The sequence below is a fragment of the Sphaerisporangium siamense genome, assembly GCF_014205275.1.
GTDB classification, from domain to species: domain Bacteria; phylum Actinomycetota; class Actinomycetes; order Streptosporangiales; family Streptosporangiaceae; genus Sphaerisporangium; species Sphaerisporangium siamense.
This window is the reverse complement of record NZ_JACHND010000001.1, coordinates 2031784-2047954: the sequence shown is the minus strand read 5'-3', so window position 1 is coordinate 2047954 and position 16171 is coordinate 2031784. Positions and strand designations below refer to the sequence as shown.

The 16171-nt window shown below is 70.7% G+C and carries 15 protein-coding genes; 10 read left to right on the top strand and 5 right to left on the bottom strand.

The window, feature by feature from the left end:
• Positions 1 to 156 precede the first annotated feature (156 nt).
• Entirely contained in the window at positions 157 to 1980 is a 1824-nt protein-coding gene (locus BJ982_RS09700; protein WP_184878584.1) for an acyl-CoA dehydrogenase, read from the top strand.
• A 67-nt stretch (positions 1981 to 2047) separates the two neighbouring features.
• Here BJ982_RS09700 and BJ982_RS09695 read toward each other — a convergent pair whose 3' ends face one another.
• Complete coding sequence (locus tag BJ982_RS09695; RefSeq protein ID WP_184878582.1) at positions 2048 to 2395, bottom strand: TetR/AcrR family transcriptional regulator C-terminal domain-containing protein; 348 nt, start codon at positions 2393 to 2395, stop codon at positions 2048 to 2050.
• 45 nt (positions 2396 to 2440) lie between these two features.
• Between BJ982_RS09695 and BJ982_RS09690 the strand changes: the two genes are divergently transcribed.
• Complete coding sequence (locus BJ982_RS09690; protein WP_239123434.1) at positions 2441 to 2638, top strand: hypothetical protein; 198 nt, start codon at positions 2441 to 2443, stop codon at positions 2636 to 2638.
• Between the two features lie 49 nt (positions 2639 to 2687).
• Here the strand turns inward: BJ982_RS09690 and BJ982_RS09685 are convergent, their stop codons facing one another.
• On the bottom strand, positions 2688 to 2981 hold the full coding sequence (locus BJ982_RS09685) for a Dabb family protein (RefSeq protein WP_184878578.1): 294 nt from the start codon (positions 2979 to 2981) through the stop codon (positions 2688 to 2690).
• Positions 2982 to 3251: 270 nt separating this feature from the next.
• Here BJ982_RS09685 and BJ982_RS09680 point away from each other — a divergent pair, with 270 nt between their 5' ends.
• Positions 3252 to 4418: a helix-turn-helix domain-containing protein gene (locus BJ982_RS09680; protein WP_184878576.1), complete on the top strand. Its 1167-nt coding sequence runs from the start codon at positions 3252 to 3254 to the stop codon at positions 4416 to 4418.
• A 39-nt stretch (positions 4419 to 4457) separates the two neighbouring features.
• On the top strand, positions 4458 to 5309 hold the full coding sequence (locus BJ982_RS09675) for a hypothetical protein (protein ID WP_184878574.1): 852 nt from the start codon (positions 4458 to 4460) through the stop codon (positions 5307 to 5309).
• A 57-nt stretch (positions 5310 to 5366) separates the two neighbouring features.
• Here BJ982_RS09675 and BJ982_RS09670 read toward each other — a convergent pair whose 3' ends face one another.
• The 3 genes from BJ982_RS09670 to pdhA are packed head-to-tail and all read right to left on the bottom strand — an operon-like array spanning position 5367 to position 8781.
• Positions 5367 to 6701 carry a dihydrolipoamide acetyltransferase family protein gene (locus BJ982_RS09670; protein ID WP_184878571.1) on the bottom strand — a complete coding sequence of 445 codons (1335 nt, stop codon included), beginning with the start codon at positions 6699 to 6701 and terminating at the stop codon, positions 5367 to 5369.
• Between the two features lie 8 nt (positions 6702 to 6709).
• Positions 6710 to 7684, bottom strand: coding sequence for an alpha-ketoacid dehydrogenase subunit beta (locus BJ982_RS09665; RefSeq protein WP_184878568.1), 975 nt, complete (start codon positions 7682 to 7684; stop codon positions 6710 to 6712).
• Positions 7681 to 8781 (bottom strand): pyruvate dehydrogenase (acetyl-transferring) E1 component subunit alpha, encoded by a 1101-nt coding sequence (pdhA, locus tag BJ982_RS09660; protein ID WP_239123439.1) that lies wholly within the window; start codon positions 8779 to 8781, stop codon positions 7681 to 7683. The genes BJ982_RS09665 and pdhA overlap by 4 nt, the downstream gene beginning before the upstream one ends.
• A 284-nt stretch (positions 8782 to 9065) precedes the next feature.
• On the opposite strand from pdhA, the gene purS reads away from it, so the two are divergent.
• From purS to BJ982_RS09630, 6 genes are all read left to right on the top strand, one after another.
• The gene (purS, locus tag BJ982_RS09655) at positions 9066 to 9311 is read left to right on the top strand and encodes a phosphoribosylformylglycinamidine synthase subunit PurS (RefSeq protein ID WP_184878565.1); all 246 of its coding nucleotides are present in this window, start codon (positions 9066 to 9068) and stop codon (positions 9309 to 9311) included.
• 225 nt (positions 9312 to 9536) lie between these two features.
• Positions 9537 to 9926: an ATP-binding protein gene (locus BJ982_RS09650; RefSeq protein WP_203959355.1), complete on the top strand. Its 390-nt coding sequence runs from the start codon at positions 9537 to 9539 to the stop codon at positions 9924 to 9926.
• A 220-nt stretch (positions 9927 to 10146) separates the two neighbouring features.
• The gene (gene purQ, locus BJ982_RS09645; RefSeq protein ID WP_184878559.1) at positions 10147 to 10830 is read left to right on the top strand and encodes a phosphoribosylformylglycinamidine synthase subunit PurQ; all 684 of its coding nucleotides are present in this window, start codon (positions 10147 to 10149) and stop codon (positions 10828 to 10830) included.
• A 32-nt stretch (positions 10831 to 10862) separates the two neighbouring features.
• Positions 10863 to 13118, top strand: coding sequence for a phosphoribosylformylglycinamidine synthase subunit PurL (purL, locus tag BJ982_RS09640; RefSeq protein WP_184878556.1), 2256 nt, complete (start codon positions 10863 to 10865; stop codon positions 13116 to 13118).
• 101 nt (positions 13119 to 13219) lie between these two features.
• Entirely contained in the window at positions 13220 to 15271 is a 2052-nt protein-coding gene (locus BJ982_RS40335) for an adenylate/guanylate cyclase domain-containing protein (protein WP_239123432.1), read from the top strand.
• A 110-nt stretch (positions 15272 to 15381) separates the two neighbouring features.
• Entirely contained in the window at positions 15382 to 16056 is a 675-nt protein-coding gene (locus BJ982_RS09630) for a Crp/Fnr family transcriptional regulator (protein WP_184878554.1), read from the top strand.
• Positions 16057 to 16171: the final 115 nt, after the last annotated feature.

Below are 16171 nucleotides of genomic sequence, written 5' to 3'. Positions count from 1 at the left end.
ATCACGGCGCGCCATGGCACCGTCGTGGCCCCGCACACGTCACGAAGAGCGGGTTCATCCAGGTTCTTAGGGGTTACTCGCGGGTAGCATAGGAGGTAAGGTTACTGACGAGTACGTTTCTGACGCCGCCATGCCGGTTCGAGGAGTGACGCAGCCATGGGCCACTACAAGAGCAATGTCCGGGATCTGGAGTTCAACCTCTTCGAGGTGTTCGGCCGGCGTGAGATCCTCGGCGCCGGGAGGTTCGCCGAGATCGACGAGGACACCGTGCGCAGCGTTCTCGACGAGGTGAACCGGCTGGCCACCGGCGCGCTGGCCGACTCCTTCGAGGAGGGCGACCGCAATCCCCCGGTGTTCGACCCCGCCACCGGGTCGGTGACCATGCCGCCCCGCTTCAGGAAGTCCTTCGAGACCTTCCGCGACGCCGGGTGGACCAACCTGGACCTGCCCGAGGAGCTCGGCGGCCCCGGACTCCCCCGGTCGGTGGCCTGGGCGGTGGCCGAGATGGTCCTCGGCGCCAACCCCGCCATCTGGATGTACTCCAGCGGCCCGGCCTTCGCCCACGTGCTGGACGTCATCGGCACCGAGGAGCAGCGGCGCTTCGCCGCGCTGGCCATCGAGCGGCAGTGGGGCGCCACGATGGTGCTGACCGAGCCCGACGCGGGCTCCGACGTCGGCGCCGGCCGGACCCGCGCCGTGGAGCAGCCGGACGGCACCTGGCACATCGAGGGCGTCAAGCGGTTCATCACCAGCGCCGAGCACGACATGACCGAGAACATCTTCCACCTCGTGCTCGCCCGCCCCGAGGGCGCGGGCCCCGGCACCAAGGGCCTGTCGATGTTCCTCGTGCCCAAGTACCTCGTGGACGTCGAGACCGGCGAGCTGGGCCCGCGCAACGGCGTCTACGTGACCAACGTCGAGCACAAGATGGGCCTGAAGGCGTCCACGACCTGCGAGCTGACCTTCGGCGAGAAGCACCCGGCCGTCGGCACCCTGGTCGGCGACGTCCACCAGGGCATCAAGCAGATGTTCATGATCATCGAGCACGCCCGCATGATGGTCGGCACCAAGGCGATCGCCACCCTGTCCACCGGCTACCTCAACGCCCTGGCCTACGCCAAGCAGCGGGTGCAGGGCGCCGACCTGACCACGATGGCCGACAAGTCCGCCCCGCGGGTGACCATCACCCACCACCCGGACGTCCGCCGCGAGCTGATGCTGCAGAAGGCGTACGCCGAGGGCATGCGCGCGCTCGTCCTCTACACGGCCACCTTCCAGGACGCCGTGCAGATCGCGACGCATCAGGGCGCCCGGGACGCCGACGCCGAGGCGATGAACGACCTGCTGCTGCCGCTGGTCAAGGGCGTCGGATCCGAGCGGTCGTACGAGATGCTCGCCCGCTCGCTGCAGACGCTCGGCGGCTCCGGCTACCTGCAGGACTATCCGATCGAGCAGTACATCAGGGACGCCAAGATCGACTCGCTGTACGAGGGCACGACGGCGATCCAGGGGCAGGACCTGTTCTTCCGCAAGGTGCTGCGCAACCAGGGCGCCGCGCTCGGCACGCTGGTCGGGGACGTCAAGCGGTTCGCCGCCTCCGAGGCCGGCAACGGCAGGCTCAAGGAGGAGCGCGGGCTGCTGGACGCGGCCGCCGACGACGTCAAGGCGATGGCCGACACCATGGCCGGATGGGCGATCGCGTCGCTGGAGTCGCCCGAGGAGGTCTACAGGGTCGGGCTCAACACGACCCGTTTCCTGCTGGCCCTCGGTGACCTGGTGATCGGCTGGCTCCTGCTCCGCCAGGCCGAGGTGGCGCTCGCCGCGCTCGGCGACTCCGACCGGGACAAGGCGTTCTACCAGGGCAAGGTGGGCGCGGCCTCGTTCTTCGCCCACACGGTGCTCCCGCGCCTCGGCGCCGAGCGCCGCACGCTGGCGGCCACCGACCAGAGCCTCATGGAGCTTCCGGAGGACGCGTTCTGACCGGAGATCCCGGGGCCGGCGGGGAAGGCGGGGCGGACCGCCTTCCCCGCCGGCGTGTCCGGGCGCGTCACCGCGCGAGGCGGGCGGCGATGCCGTCGAGAAGGATGTCCAGGCCGAAGGCGAAGCTCGACTCGATCGGGGGGTGCTCGGCCTCGACGACGACGCGGCCGAGATAGGGATAGCGGCCGGTGGCGAGCAGGTCGCCGACGTAGGCGGCGTGGGCGGCCTGCCACCGCGCGCGTGCGTCCTCGTCGCCCCACGCGTGCCGCGACAGCAGCCGTTCGGCCTCGCCTGCTGATCGTGGTGTTCCTGCCGCTGGCGGTACGCCGATATCTACGCCTGTCCGGCTGAATCGGTGATCGAGTGGCTGTGGGTGGGTATGACCCTGCCGCGAAGCGCTCTTTACCGACAACATCGAGCTCCGGAGGTCTCCATGGGCATCGGGGTCAGCCTTTTCCTCATGACCATCGGTGCGATCCTCAAGTTCGCGATCGATCCGGACGTGCTCGGCGAGAGCGTGCACATCGACGTCATCGGCGTGATCTTCATGGTGGTGGGCGCCCTCGGCCTGCTGCTGAGCTTCTTCTTCATGTCCCGGCGCGGGCGCACCTCCGAGAACGACCTCCTGGACCACGAGCAGAACCCCCCGGCGATCTGAGCCCCGGGAAAGCGGCGCTTCCCCCGGGAGCGCCGCCCTCGCCGTGCGCTCAGAGCCGGTACTGCACCGCGGCGCGACCGGCCAGGATCGGCTTGATGGCGTCGGCGATCACGGCCTGGTGCGTGGGATGGTCGCGGTAGACGAGGTAGTCCTCCTCGGAGTCGAAGTCGGCCACCACCGCGAAGTCGTGGTTGCCCTCGTTGACCCCGGCGTCCGGCCCGATCTCGTACCTCCGCAACTCGGGGATCACCCCCGGAAGCCCCTTCAGCCCGGCCTCGACGGCGGCCTTCTGCGCTTCGGTGGCGCCCTCGACCCAGCTCAACAGCACGATGTGCCGAAACATGATCACTCCTTATCTGGCCTGCGCCGCCAGCGTACGACCTCTCTCAATTGATCGACCATCACGTCATCACTCCGGCCGATCGATCACCTCGCCGACCAGAGATGCTTCCGGGGCAGGGCGCCGACTTGCCTCTCACCAGGGCTTGTCCGCCCCGCGCAACCGGTACGTTGGCACATAGTTGCCTCGTTAGCCCAGTTGCCTGATTCAGAAAAGTTGGGAATCAAGGCAAGTTTTCTTGGATGACACGGCGGCCGATGCCATCCTAGGAAAATGGAGAGGCGTGAACCGTCCCGCGACGTACTGCTCGAGCAGGGGTTGCAAGCACTTCGTGACCTTCTCGGGCCGACCTGGCACGTTGAGCGACGGGTTCGTGAGGGAGCGGTGGTGTCCGCACCTGGGAATCGTCAGAGCGGCGCTCTCGATGCCCTTGTGGAACTGAGGTCCGACGACGGCACCTACGCCGAATTGCTGACCGACCTGAGGAGCGACGTCTCCCCTCGTACCGTGGAAGAGATCGTGTTGCCCAAGTTCGCCCTCGTCCGCCAGGTCAGTGCCTTCACGCACGTGCTCGTCATGGCTCCCTGGATCTCTCCACGTACTCAGGGAATGCTCCGCGAGCATGGCGTCAACTACCTCGACCTGACCGGCAACATCTCCCTGCGCGTTCCCCGGCCGGCCGTCGCGATCTACACCCAAGGGCGGACACGGGCACCCCGCGGGGCGGCCGTACCCCGAGCGAAGGCGACGTTGGCCGGTCCGAAGGCCGGTCGGCTCGTGCGGCTGCTGGTAGACGCCGCGCCGCCGTACCGTGCGGGGGAACTCGCCGAAGCCGCCGGCCTCAGCCTTCCGTACGTCTCCCGCCTCCTGGACGCTCTTGAAGATCACCTCCTGATCCGACGAGACGGACGCGTCATCACCGATGTGGACTGGCCCGGCCTATTGCGCGCGCGTGCCGAGACGCTGAACCTCCTCCGTCAGAACCGCTATGTCGGCATGCTCGCCCCCAACGGCACCGCCCAGGTCTGGGCGGCGCTGCGTGATCTCCAGGGTTCCTGGCCCAGGGAAAGGCGCTTGGTCGTGACCGGCTCCCACGCCGCACGTCTGGTCGCCCCCGTGGCCGTCGGTGGCCAGTTGATGCTCTACCTCCCCGCCGCCGTGCCGGACGCGGAGACCTTGGGCGACATCCTCGGGTTGCTCCCCGTGGCAGAGGGGGCCGACGTGCTGCTACTGGAACCCCGCGACGAGGTCGTCTTCGAGCGGACGCGTGTGATCGACGACCTCCCCCAAGTCGCGCTCAGCCAACTGGTCCTCGACTGTCTGTCCGGACCTGGCCGGATGCCCGCAGAAGGTGAGGCCGTTCTTCGTCACATGCTGGAGCACCAACAGCTTTGGCGCGCATCCGGCATTCCAGCCCTGGGGAAGAACATGTCGCCATAGGATCACCTGTCTCCCCCGCGTCAAGGCGAGGAAATCCAAGTGGCGAAGGTTCCTCAAGGTATCGACCAGCGACAGCTCACCATGGTGGCCCGACGCGTGCTCCTCGACGGACTCACCGCACTCGAGCGGCATCTCGACGCGATCACCGTGGTCGGCGCCCAGGCCGTCTACCTGCGCACTCCGAACGCCGCTGTACGGAACGCTCCCTTCACCTCCGATGGCGACCTCAGCATCGACCCGCTCCTCCTCGGCGACCGCCCGCTGCTCGACGAGACCCTCCGAGCAGCGGGCTTCACGTTGAGGAAGGAGAACGAGCCTGGTCTATGGGAACGTTCTGAAGTCATCGGCGACCAGATCGTCCCCGTTGAACTGGACCTTCTCATCCCGGAGACGCTCTCCCCAAGAAACGGGAGACGGAGCGCCAGGGTGCCGCCGCACGGCGCGATGTCCGCACGCTGGATTCCCGGGCTGGAGGTCGCGGCCGTCGACCACTCCCCTATGCGGGTCACAAGCCTTGAACCGGGCGACCCGCGTGAGATCGTCGTGAATGTGGCCGGTCCGGCCGCCCTTCTGGTCGCGAAGGCGTTCAAGATCCGGGACCGTCTCGCGGACGCCGCCACCCGCCCGGACCGCCTCGCCGACAAAGACGCGGGCGACATCCTGCGCATCATGATGACCATTCCCGCCGGCCAAGTGGCCACGACCTTCGCCGCCCTGCGCGAGGACCCGCGCGTCGGATACGTCGCAGCCCAAGGAGTCGTCCTGCTCCGCGAGCTTTTCGGGCGGGGCTCGTCGCCCGGAGTCGGAATGGCCGTCGACGCTCTGCGCGGTGACGTCCCAGAAGTTCGTGTCCGCGCTCTCGCCCGCGCCTTCATCGCCAAGGCCTGTTAGGCCCTGTGGCCCGGCAGGTGTGGATCACCCACCGGGCCACGGGTACAGGCCGGGGCGTCAGCCCCAGGCGAGCATGCGCAAGGGGTCTTCGAGCATGGCGCCCACGTCGCGCAGGACGTAGGAGCCGAGTTCGCCGTCGATGATTCGATGGTCGAAGGACAGGGCGAGGGTGGTGACCTTGCGGGGGACGATCTCGCCGTCCACCACCCAGGGGAGGTCGCGGATCTGGCCGAACGCCAGGATCGCCGCCTCGCCGGGGTTGATGATGGGCGTTCCCGCGTCGATGCCGAAGACGCCGACGTTGGTGATGGTGATCGTGCCGCCGGTCAGGTCGGCGGGCTGGGCCTTCCCGGCGCGTGCGGCCTCGGTCAGCGCGGCCAGCGCCCTGGCCAGGCCGGGAAGCGACAGCGCCTGGGCGTCCTTGATGTTCGGGACGATCAGGCCGCGCTGGGTGGCGGCGGCGATGCCGAGGTTCACGTAGTGCTTGACCACGATCTCCTCGCCGGCCCAGCTCGAATTGACCAGCGGGTAGCGCCTGGCCGCCGTCAGGAGCGCCTTGGCGACGAGCAGCAGCGGCGACACCTTGACCTCGGCGAAGTCGGGCATCTGGCGCAGCCGGCGCACGGCGTCCATGGTGGCGGTGACGTCCACCTGCAGGAACTCGGTGACGTGCGGCGCGGTGAAGGCGGAGGCGACCATCGCCGCCGCGGTGGCCTTGCGCACGCCCTTCACCGCGATGCGCTCCTCGCGGACGCCCGGCACAGCGGCCGGGGCCGCCTCCTGCGGCGACGCCGCCGCGTGGACGTCCTCGCGGGTGATGGAGCCGTTCGGGCCGGTCCCGGAGATCTCCGCCAGGTTCACCCCGAGGTCCTTGGCGAGCTTGCGCACGGGCGGCTTGGCCAGGACGGCCACCCTGCCTGCGGCGGGCGCGGGGGGCGGAGGGGCCTCGACCGGCGGCGGGGACGCCGGAGCGGCGGGGACGGCCGCGGGCGCGGACGCCGCGGCCTTGCGGGGACGGCGGGTGGTGGGGCCGGTCTTGACGCCGTACCCGACCAGCACGGGCTGGCGCTCGGGCTTGTCCTTGACCGGCTCGGGCCGCGGCGCGGGCACCATGTCGTCGGCCAGCGCGGTCTCGCGCGTGGTGTCCGCGCCCTCGCCGGTGTCGACGGCGATGATCGGCTTGCCGACGTCCACCGTCTCGCCCTCGGCGGCCATCAGCGAGGCGACCACGCCCTCGAAGGGGCAGGGCAGCTCCACGACGGCCTTGGCGGTCTCGATCTCGACGATCGTCTGGTTGATCGTCACCGGGTCGCCCGCCGAGACGTGCCACTTGATGATCTCGGCCTCGGTCAGGCCTTCGCCGACGTCGGGCAGCTTGAACTCGCGAAGCACGGCCTCTCCTAGAAGGCGAAGGCGCGGTCGACGGCGTCGAGCACGCGGTCGAGGTCGGGCAGGTAGTGGTCCTCCAGCCGGGACGGCGGGTACGGCGTGGAGAAGCCGCCGACCCGCAGCACGGGCGCCTCCAGGCTGTAGAAGCACGCCTCGGTGACCCGGGCGGCGATCTCGGCGCCGAGGCCGGAGTAGACGGGCGCCTCGTGGGCGACCACGCAGCGTCCCGTCCTCCTGACCGACTCGTAGATGAGGTCGGTGTCCAGCGGCGACAGCGTGCGCAGGTCCACGACCTCCAGCGAGCGGCCCTCCTCCTCCGCGGCGGCCGCGACCTCCAGGCACGTCTTCACCATGGGCCCGTAGGCGAGGACGGTGACGTCCGTGCCCGGCCGCACGATCTGGCCGCGGTCGAACGGCAGCGGCGTGGCGTTCTTGTCGACCTCGGCCTTCTCCCAGTAGCGGCGCTTGGGCTCGAAGAAGATCACCGGGTCGTCGCTCCGGATCGCCTGCCGGATCATGTGGTAGGCGTCGGCGGGGTTGGAGCAGGCGACGACGCGCAGGCCGCCGGTGTGGGTGAAGTACGCCTCGGGGGACTCGCTGTGGTGCTCGACGGCGCCGATGCCGCCGCCGCAGGGGATGCGCACGACGACGGGGAGCTTGAGCTTGCCGAGCGAGCGCAGGGGCATCTTGGCGAGCTGCGTGATGATCTGGTCGGCCGCGGGGAAGACGAAGCCGTCGAACTGGATCTCGCAGACCGGGCGGTAGCCGCGCAGCGCCAGCCCGATGGCCGTGCCGATGATCCCGGACTCGGCCAGCGGGGTGTCGATGACGCGGCTCTCGCCGAAGTCCTTCTGGAGGCCGTCGGTCACCCGGAAGACTCCGCCGAGCTTGCCGACGTCCTCTCCCATGATGAGGACCTTCGGGTCCTCCTCCATGGCGGCGCGCAGCCCTTCGTTGATCGCCTTGGCGAGGGTGAGGGTGCTCATCGCACGCCTCCCTCGAAGGTCGCGAGATAGGCGGCGTACTGCTCCCGCTCTTCTGTCAGCAGGGAGTGCGGCTCGGCATACACGTGATCGAACATTTCCAAGGGATGGGGATCGGGCATTTCCAGGCAACGTTTGCGCACGTCGCGGCCGAGGTCCGTGGCCTCGGCGTCGACCTTGTCGAAGAAGTCCTGGTCCGCGAGCTGGTTTTTGAACAGGTAGGCCTTCACGCGCTCGATCGGGTCCTTGAGCTTCCACGCCTCCAGCTCACCGGCGACCCGGTACCGTGTCGGGTCGTCGGAGGTGGTGTGGGCGCCCATGCGGTAGGTGAACGCCTCGACCAGGGTGGGGCCCTGGCCTTCGCGGGCGTTCTTGAGCGCCTGGCGGGTGACCGCGAGACAGGCGAACACGTCGTTGCCGTCCACGCGGACGCCGGGGAAGCCGAAACCGCTGGCGCGCCGGTACAGGGGGATCCTCGACTGCTTCTCCAGCGGCTCGGAGATGGCCCACTGGTTGTTCTGGCAGAAGAACACGATCGGCGCGTTGAACACCGACGCCCAGATGAACGCCTCGTTGACGTCGCCCTGGGAGGTCGCGCCGTCGCCGAAGTAGACGATGGACGCGGCCTCGGCGCCGTCGCGCTGGATCCCCATCGCGTACCCGACCGCGTGCAGGGTCTGGCTGCCGATGACGATCGTGTAGAGGTGGAAGTTGTGCTCCGCGGGGTCCCAGCCGCCGTGGTTGACGCCCCGGAACAGCCCGAGCAGGTTGACCGGGTCGACGCCGCGGCACCACGCCACGCCGTGCTCGCGGTAGGTGGGGAACGCCATGTCGGCGTCGGTCAGGGCACGTCCCGACCCGATCTGGGCGGCCTCCTGGCCGAGCAGGGACGCCCAGATGCCCAGTTCTCCCTGTCTCTGCAGGGCCACGGCCTCCATGTCGACGCGTCGTACGAGCACGAGGTCGCGGTACAGCGCGCGCACCTCTTCTGCGGTGAGATCGATGTCATAGACGGGGTGGTGCACGCGCTCGCCCTCGGGGGTGAGCAGCTGTACGAGTTCGGGCGGTGCCTCGGCACCATGAGAGGCGTCGAATGTCACGTGCCGCTCCTGTGCGTTCGGGGCCGTGCCGATGGGGTCGCCATCCACGTTCGGCCAGTTGACACGCATGCGTCCCTTCTGGTGGTGGTACGCATGCGCCTGGGGACATCGTGGCAGACCTCACAGGCCATTGCGCAAGGCGGTACCACCGTCTTATCCACACTTCTCCCGTTCCCGATGCGCCCCTTCGCACACGCGGCAGGTGATCGAGAGCCGCCCGGGGGACGGACGGCCGCGCCGCCACCGTTAGGCTGGTGCGGCCGGACACGAACAGGGAGGAACACGTGGCACGGGTCATCGTCGATGTCATGCTCAAGCCGGAGATCCTCGATCCGCAGGGCCAGGCGATCGCCCGGGCGCTTCCCCGTCTCGGTTTCTCCGGGGTCGCCGGGGTGCGGCAGGGCAAGAGGTTCGAGATCGAGCTGGACGGGCCGGCCGACGAGGCCGCGCTTTCGGATGTCCGCAAGATGGCGGAAACCCTGCTGGCCAACACGGTGATCGAAGACTACGCTGTGCGGGTCGAGCCGTAGGGAGCGCCGCGCGGGCGTCGCCAAGGCTTCGCAAATCACCGCAAAAGTAACTTTGGGCTGACGAGAAAGCAAGCGTCTGACCAACAGTAAATAACAACAGCGTGATTTTGCGGTTAGCCCTGATTCATCGGGGAAACCTCTCCAACGTGACTTTCGGCACCACGGAGGGGTCCGGTGGATATTGAGTTCTCGTTGGCCTTGCCTCGGGACGCCATAGGCATCCCGATGGTCCGGCGGGTGCTTGGGGACACCCTTCGCTGCATCGGCGTCAGCGAGAACTGCGTGTCCGACGTCCTCCTGGCGACCTCCGAAGCCTGCGCCAACGCCGTCAGGCACGGCGGGCCGTCCAAGCGCTACGAGGTCACCGCGGCCATCGGCCAGGGCCGTTGCGAGCTGCGCGTCGTCGACAACGGCCTCGGCATCGGGGCCGTCCCCCGGCAGTACCCCCCGGGCGACGCCGAGCACGGGCGTGGCATCCTGATCATGCAGTCGGTGGTCGACGAGATCTTCTTCGACATCACCCCCGGCAGCGGCACCACCGTCCTGCTGCGCAAGGAACTGGACTGGGACGAGGACTTCCTGGCCCGCCACGACCGCGAGCTGGCCGCCGTCTGACCGCCCCGCCCGCCACAGGACTCGCATCGGCTTCCCCTCCTCCCGCGCCCGGCCGACGGCCGAAAACGGCGCCCGCCCCGTCCGCGGCACGCGCCGTACGTCCGTAACCCGGTGCTCCCCGTCCCGGTCGGCAGGTAGCCTGAATGTACCGCCGCGAGACCGCCGTCCGATTGTGTGTGAGACGTCGGCGCGGCGTTCGCATGTGGAGGGGTACGAAACCATGAGCGCTGCCCGTGTGGGCGTGGTCACATTCCCGGGCACTCTTGACGACCAGGACGCCGCCAGAGCCGTCCGGCACGCGGGCGCCGAGGCGGTGCCGCTGTGGCACGCCGACCGCGACCTGCGGGGCGTGGACGCCGTCTTCCTGCCCGGCGGTTTCTCCTACGGCGACTATCTGCGGTGCGGGGCCATCTCCCGGTTCGCGCCGCTGATGGAGGAACTGATCCCCGCGGCCCGCGCGGGGCTTCCCGTGCTCGGCACCTGCAACGGCTTCCAGATCCTCTGCGAGGCCCACCTGCTGCCCGGCGCGCTCACCCGCAACCAGGGGCTGCACTACGTCTGCCGCGACCAGCGCATCCGTGTGGAGAACGCCGCCACCGCCTGGACCGGCGGCTACACCTCCGGCCAGGAGATCCTGCTGCCGATCAAGCACGGCGAGGGCCGGTACGTCGCCGACGAGGCCACCGTCGCCGCGCTGGAGGCCGGCGGCCAGGTCGTCTTCCGCTACCTCGGCGGCAACCCGAACGGCTCGATCAACGACATCGCGGGCGTCTCCAACGAGGCCGGCAACGTCGTCGGCCTGATGCCGCACCCCGAGCACGCCGTCGAGGAGCTCACCGGAGCCCCCAGCGTGGACGGCCGAGGGTTCTTCACCTCGATCCTGAAGAGGTTCGTCAACCTGTGACCGACGCCACGAGCGCGCCGCGAGGAGCACACATGACCGACTCAGTCGAGCGGGCCGCGCAGACCCCCGACGAGCCGCAGCCGTACGCCGAGCTCGGCATGAAATCCGACGAGTACGAGCGGGTGCGGGCGATCCTGGGCCGCAGGCCCACTGCGTCCGAGCTGGCCATCTACTCGGTCATGTGGAGCGAGCACTGCTCCTACAAGTCCTCCAAGGTGCACCTGCGCCAGTTCGGTACCAAGGCCCCCAAGTCCGACGCCCTGCTGGTCGGCATGGGGGAGAACGCCGGCGTCGTGGACATCGGCGACGGCTGGGCGGCCACCTTCAAGATCGAGTCGCACAACCACCCGTCGTACGTCGAGCCCCACCAGGGCGCGGCGACCGGCGTCGGCGGCATCGTCCGCGACATCATGTCCATGGGCGCCCGGCCGATCGCCGTCATGGACTCCCTGCGGTTCGGCGCGCTCGACGCCCCCGACACGCGCCGGGTGCTGCCGGGCGTCGTCGAGGGCATCAGCTCCTACGGCAACTGCCTCGGCCTGCCCAACATCGGCGGCGAGGTCCTGTTCGACCCCTGCTACATCGGCAACCCCCTGGTGAACGCGCTGTGCGTGGGCCTGCTCCGCAAGGACCAGATCAAGCTCGCCACCGCGCCGGGCCCCGGCAACAAGGTCGTGCTGTTCGGCGCCAGCACCGGCCCCGACGGCATCGGCGGCGCCTCGGTGCTCGCCTCGGCCACCTTCGAGGAGGAGTCGCACGCCAAGCGGCCCGCCGTGCAGGTCGGCGACCCGTTCATGGAGAAGCTCCTCATCGAGTGCTGCCTGGAGCTGTTCGAGGCCGACGTCGTCGTCGGCATCCAGGACCTGGGCGCGGCCGGCGTGTCGTGCGCGACCACCGAGCTGGCCGCCAAGGGCACCGGCGGCATGCGCGTGGACCTCGGCCTGGTCCCGCTGCGCGACCCCTCGCTCCTCCCCGAGGAGATCCTGATGAGCGAGTCGCAGGAACGCATGATGGCCGTCGTCACGCCCGAGGACATCGACGCCTTCATGGCGATCTGCGCCCGCTGGGACGTCCCGGCCACCGTGATCGGCGAGGTCACCGACACCGGCCGCCTGGTCATGACCTGGAAGGGCGAGGTCATCGTCGACATCCCGCCCGGCACCGCCGCCGACGAGGGCCCGGTGTACGAGCGGCCGTACCACGAGCCCGCCGGCCAGTCGGCGCTGAACTCCGACCACCCCGCCCGGCTGCCGCGCCCGGCCGACCTGCGCGCCACCCTCCTGGACCTGCTCGGCTCCGCCAACCTCGCCTCCAAGGAGTGGGTGACCTCCCAGTACGACCGTTACGTCCGCGGCAACACCGTGCTGGCCATGCCCGCGGACGCCGGGGTGCTGCGCGTGGGCGAGGTCATGCCCGGCGCCGAGAACACCGACCGCGGCATCGCCCTGGCCACCGACGGCAACGGCCGGTACGCCCGGCTCGACCCGTACGCGGGGGCGCAGCTCGCGCTGGCCGAGGCGTACCGCAACGTCGCCGTCACCGGGGCGCGCCCGCTGGCCGTCACCAACTGCCTCAACTTCGGCTCCCCCGAGGACCCCGAGGTGATGTGGCAGTTCGCCGAGGCCGTGCGGGGCCTCGCGGACGCCTGCAGGACCCTCGGCGTGCCGGTGACCGGCGGCAACGTCTCGTTCTACAACCAGACCGGCTCGACGCCGATCCACCCGACCCCCGTCGTCGGCGTGCTCGGCGTGCTGGACGACGTGCGCAGGCGCGTGCCGCACGGCTTCACCGCGCCCGGCCTGAAGGTCGTGCTCCTCGGCGACACCCACGACGAGTTCGGCGGGTCCGAGTGGGCGCACGTCGCCCACGGCCACCTGGGCGGCCTGCCCCCGGCCGTGAACCTCGACGCCGAGCGCGCGCTGGCCACCGTCCTGGTCCAGGCGTCGTCCCAGGGGCTGCTCGAAGGCTCGCACGACGTGTCCGACGGCGGCCTCGCCGTGGCCCTGGCCGAGGCGGCGATGGCGCGCGGCGTCGGCGCGACGGTGCGGCTCCCGGTCGACGACGCCTTCACCGGCCTGTTCAGCGAGTCGGCGGGCCGCGCCGTCGTCGCCGTGCGGCCGGAGTCGTTCCCGGCCCTCGCCGAGCTGTGCGCGCGCCACGAGGTGCCGTGCTACGGGCTCGGCCTGACCGGCGGCGGCGCTCTCACCGTCGAGGAGGTCCTCGACATCCCTGTGGACGAGCTGCGTGCCGTCCACGAGGCGGCGCTGCCCGCCACGTTCGGCGCCTGACCGTCCCCGGCGTCCCGGAGGTTGTGCACAACTCTCCGGGACGCCGGGCCACGGCGGGATAATCGGCACGTCCGGCGGAATCCGATCGGCTGGAGGGCACCGTGCCGTCGAACGACCACGCGGAGGCATCCGCCGGCGAGCCCTACTTACCCCCGGCGACGCAGCCGGTCCGCGCCGTCGTGTGGGCGCTCCACCTCGCGGCGCCGCTGCTCGGCCTCTGGCTGCTCCTGAGCAACCCCGAGCGGCTGAACATCCGCTGGGAGCATCCGCCGAGCCACTTCCTGCTGGTCGTCGCCGTGGCCGGCGTCAACGTCGGGCTGGGCCTGCTGGTCGGCCGGGCCGCCACCCGGCGGCAGGACGCCCGGCTGCTGCTCGTCTCGCTGGTCTTCCTCGCCGGCGCCGGGTTCTTCCTCCTGCACGGCCTCGCCACGCCCACCGTGATCCTCCCCCGGGGCAGCCACGGCTTCGACATCGGCCAGCCGGTCGGCCTGACCGTGGCGGCGGTGCTCGCGTTCGTCTCGTCCCTGCCGCTCGGCGAGCGGGCCGCCGCCGCGGTGCTGGCGCGGGCGGATTTGCTGCGCGCCGGGCTGGTGGTCGTCCTGGTGGGGTGGGGGTGGGCCTCGCTGGTCGAGGGGCTGACGCCGCTCAGCGCGCCGCCGCCCCCCGGCGGGGCCACGATCGGCTTCGTCTCCTGGGTCGGCGCCGCGCTCTACGCCCTGGCCGCCGCGCTCATGTTCCGCGTCCACCGGCGGCGGCCCTCGGCGATGCTGGTCAGCCTGGTCACGGCGTACGCGCTGCTCGGCGAGGCCATGATCGCGGGGTTCTTCCGGCCGAACTGGCTCATGTCGTGGTGGGAGTGGCATCTGCTGCTCACGCTGGCCTTCGTGTTCGTGGCCTACAGCGCCTACGTCCAGTTCCGGCACGAGGGCTCCAGCCAGGGGCTCTTCGACTCGGTCGCGCTCGCGGCGACCGTGCGCCGTATCCAGGCCCGGTACGACGAGGCGCTGGAGGAGCTGGTCGGCCATCTGCGGCGCATGGGCGAGAGCGGGTCGCCGTCCGGCCCGCCGGTCGCGACCAGGCTGGCGGGCAAGTTCCGCCTCAACGAGGGCCAGGCGGCCGTGCTGGACCGCGCCGGGCGGGCCCTGGCCGCCGAGCGGGAGCTGTCGGCCCGGCTCGGGGCGCTCGCCGACGTCGGCCGCCGCGCGCGGGTCGGCCTCGGCGAGGAGGATCTGCTGGCCGGGGCGCTGCAGCGCGTGCGGCAGGCGTACGGGGAGGTCCGCATCGGGCTGGTGTCCGACGGGGAGGTGACGGTCGGCGGGCGGCGGTTCGGCGCGGACGATTTCAAAGGGGTCGAGGTGATCCCCTTCGGCGGGTCGGTGGTGCACGCCCTGACCGTCAAGGGGAAGCTCGCCGGGGCGCTTGAGGTGCCCGTCGGCGCCACGCCCCAGGACGAGGCGCTGGCGGCGACCCTGGCGAGCCAGCTCTCCATCGCGCTGGAGAACGCCCGCCTGTACCGGGAGCTGGAGACGCTGTTCCGGCAGTACATGTCGCCCGACGTCGCCGCGTCGCTGCTGGCCGACCCCGGCCAGGCCGCGCTCGGCGGGTCGCTGGTCGAGCTGACGGCCCTGTTCGCCGACCTCAAGGGGTTCACGACCTTCTCCGAGCGGGTGGCGCCCGGCGAGATCGTCGAGATGCTGAACCGCTACCACGCGGCGGCCGTCCCGTGCGTGCTGCGCAACGGTGGGACGATCGTGCAGTTCGTCGGGGACGCCCTGCTGGCGCTCTTCAACGCCCCCGCCGCCCAGGAGAGACACGCGGCCCAGGCGGCGCGGGCGGGCCTCGCCATGCAGGAGGCGGCCGAGGAGATCGCGGCCGGCAACCCCGGGTACCCGCGGTTCCGGGTGGGGATCAACACCGGGCTCGCGCTGGTCGGCAACATCGGCGCGCCGGAGCTGCGCGGGTTCAACGCGATGGGCGACGCCGTCAACGTCGCCGCCCGCCTGGAGTCACTGGCCGAGCCCGGCACGGTGGTGATCGGTGCGACGACACGCGACCAGCTGGGGCCCGGGGCGACCGTACGTCCGCTCGGACCGCTCGTGCTGAAGGGCAAGGAGCAGAGCGTCGAGGCGTTCGTCCTCACCGCCCTGGACTGAGCCGCGCACGCTTGCGGGCGTTTTCCACAGGTGGGGAGAACGACCGGGAACGGGTGGCGGGCGGGCGGTGATAATCGGAGCGTTGCCCGGCCGCGCCGTTTGGAGGAGCGATGACGCCCAGCCCGTCCCTGGAGCCCGGCGAGTTCCTTTCCCGGCTCACCCCGGACGAGATCGCCGATCTCACCGCCGCGGCTCGCGGTCGCCGGTGGCGGCGCGGCGCGACCGTCATGTCCGAGGGCGACACCTCCGGCTGGGCCCTCGTCCTCACCTCGGGCCGGGTGAAGGTCTCCTCGCACACCGCCGGGGGCACCGAGGTCGTGCTGGCCATCCGCGGGCCCGGTGCGCTGCTCGGCGACATGTCGGCCATCAGCGGCGAGCCCCGCTCGGGCACGATCACCGCGCTGGAGCCCGTCGAGGGGCTCGTGATCCACGATTTCCCCGGGTTCCTGAACGGCCACGGCCGCGTCGCGGTTCTTCTGTTACAGCTCGTCATGGAGCGCCTGCGCGACGCCGACCGCAAGCGCGTCGAGTACGGCGCGTTCGACACCACCGGCCGCGTGGCGACCCGCCTGGTCGAGCTGGCCGAGCGCTTCGGAGAGCCCACCGATGGCGGCGTCAAGGTCGCCCTGCCCCTCTCGCAGGACGAGCTGGCGGGCTGGACCGGCGCCTCGCGCGAGGCGGTCAGCAAGGCCCTGCGCTCCCTCCGCGACCGCGGCCTCATCGAGACCGGCCGCCGCCGCGTGACCATCTACGACCTCGACTCCCTCCGCAGACGCGCCCGCTGAGGGGCGACCCCGCGCACGAGCGCGTGGTGGGGGCGTTCGCGGGGGTGTGACGGGGGTTGGTGGTTAACGTTGTGTGCGGCTCGTCGGGGCGGGGGGCGCGCGGCTGGGTGACAAA

Bases quoted from the DNA above. Each gene is read 5' to 3' on its own strand.
- BJ982_RS09695 (WP_184878582.1), bottom strand. From the start codon at position 2,395: ATGTTGTCGGTAAAGAGCGCTTCGCGGCAGGGTCATACCCACCCACAG.
- purQ (WP_184878559.1), top strand. From the start codon at position 10,147: ATGAGCGCTGCCCGTGTGGGCGTGGTCACATTCCCGGGCACTCTTGAC.
- BJ982_RS09685 (WP_184878578.1), bottom strand. From the start codon at position 2,981: ATGTTTCGGCACATCGTGCTGTTGAGCTGGGTCGAGGGCGCCACCGAA.
- BJ982_RS09650 (WP_203959355.1), top strand. From the start codon at position 9,537: ATGGTCCGGCGGGTGCTTGGGGACACCCTTCGCTGCATCGGCGTCAGC.
- BJ982_RS09700 (WP_184878584.1), top strand. From the start codon at position 157: ATGGGCCACTACAAGAGCAATGTCCGGGATCTGGAGTTCAACCTCTTC.
- BJ982_RS09630 (WP_184878554.1), top strand. From the start codon at position 15,382: ATGACGCCCAGCCCGTCCCTGGAGCCCGGCGAGTTCCTTTCCCGGCTC.
- BJ982_RS09690 (WP_239123434.1), top strand. From the start codon at position 2,441: ATGACCATCGGTGCGATCCTCAAGTTCGCGATCGATCCGGACGTGCTC.
- BJ982_RS09680 (WP_184878576.1), top strand. From the start codon at position 3,252: ATGGAGAGGCGTGAACCGTCCCGCGACGTACTGCTCGAGCAGGGGTTG.
- purL (WP_184878556.1), top strand. From the start codon at position 10,863: ATGACCGACTCAGTCGAGCGGGCCGCGCAGACCCCCGACGAGCCGCAG.
- BJ982_RS09665 (WP_184878568.1), bottom strand. From the start codon at position 7,684: ATGAGCACCCTCACCCTCGCCAAGGCGATCAACGAAGGGCTGCGCGCC.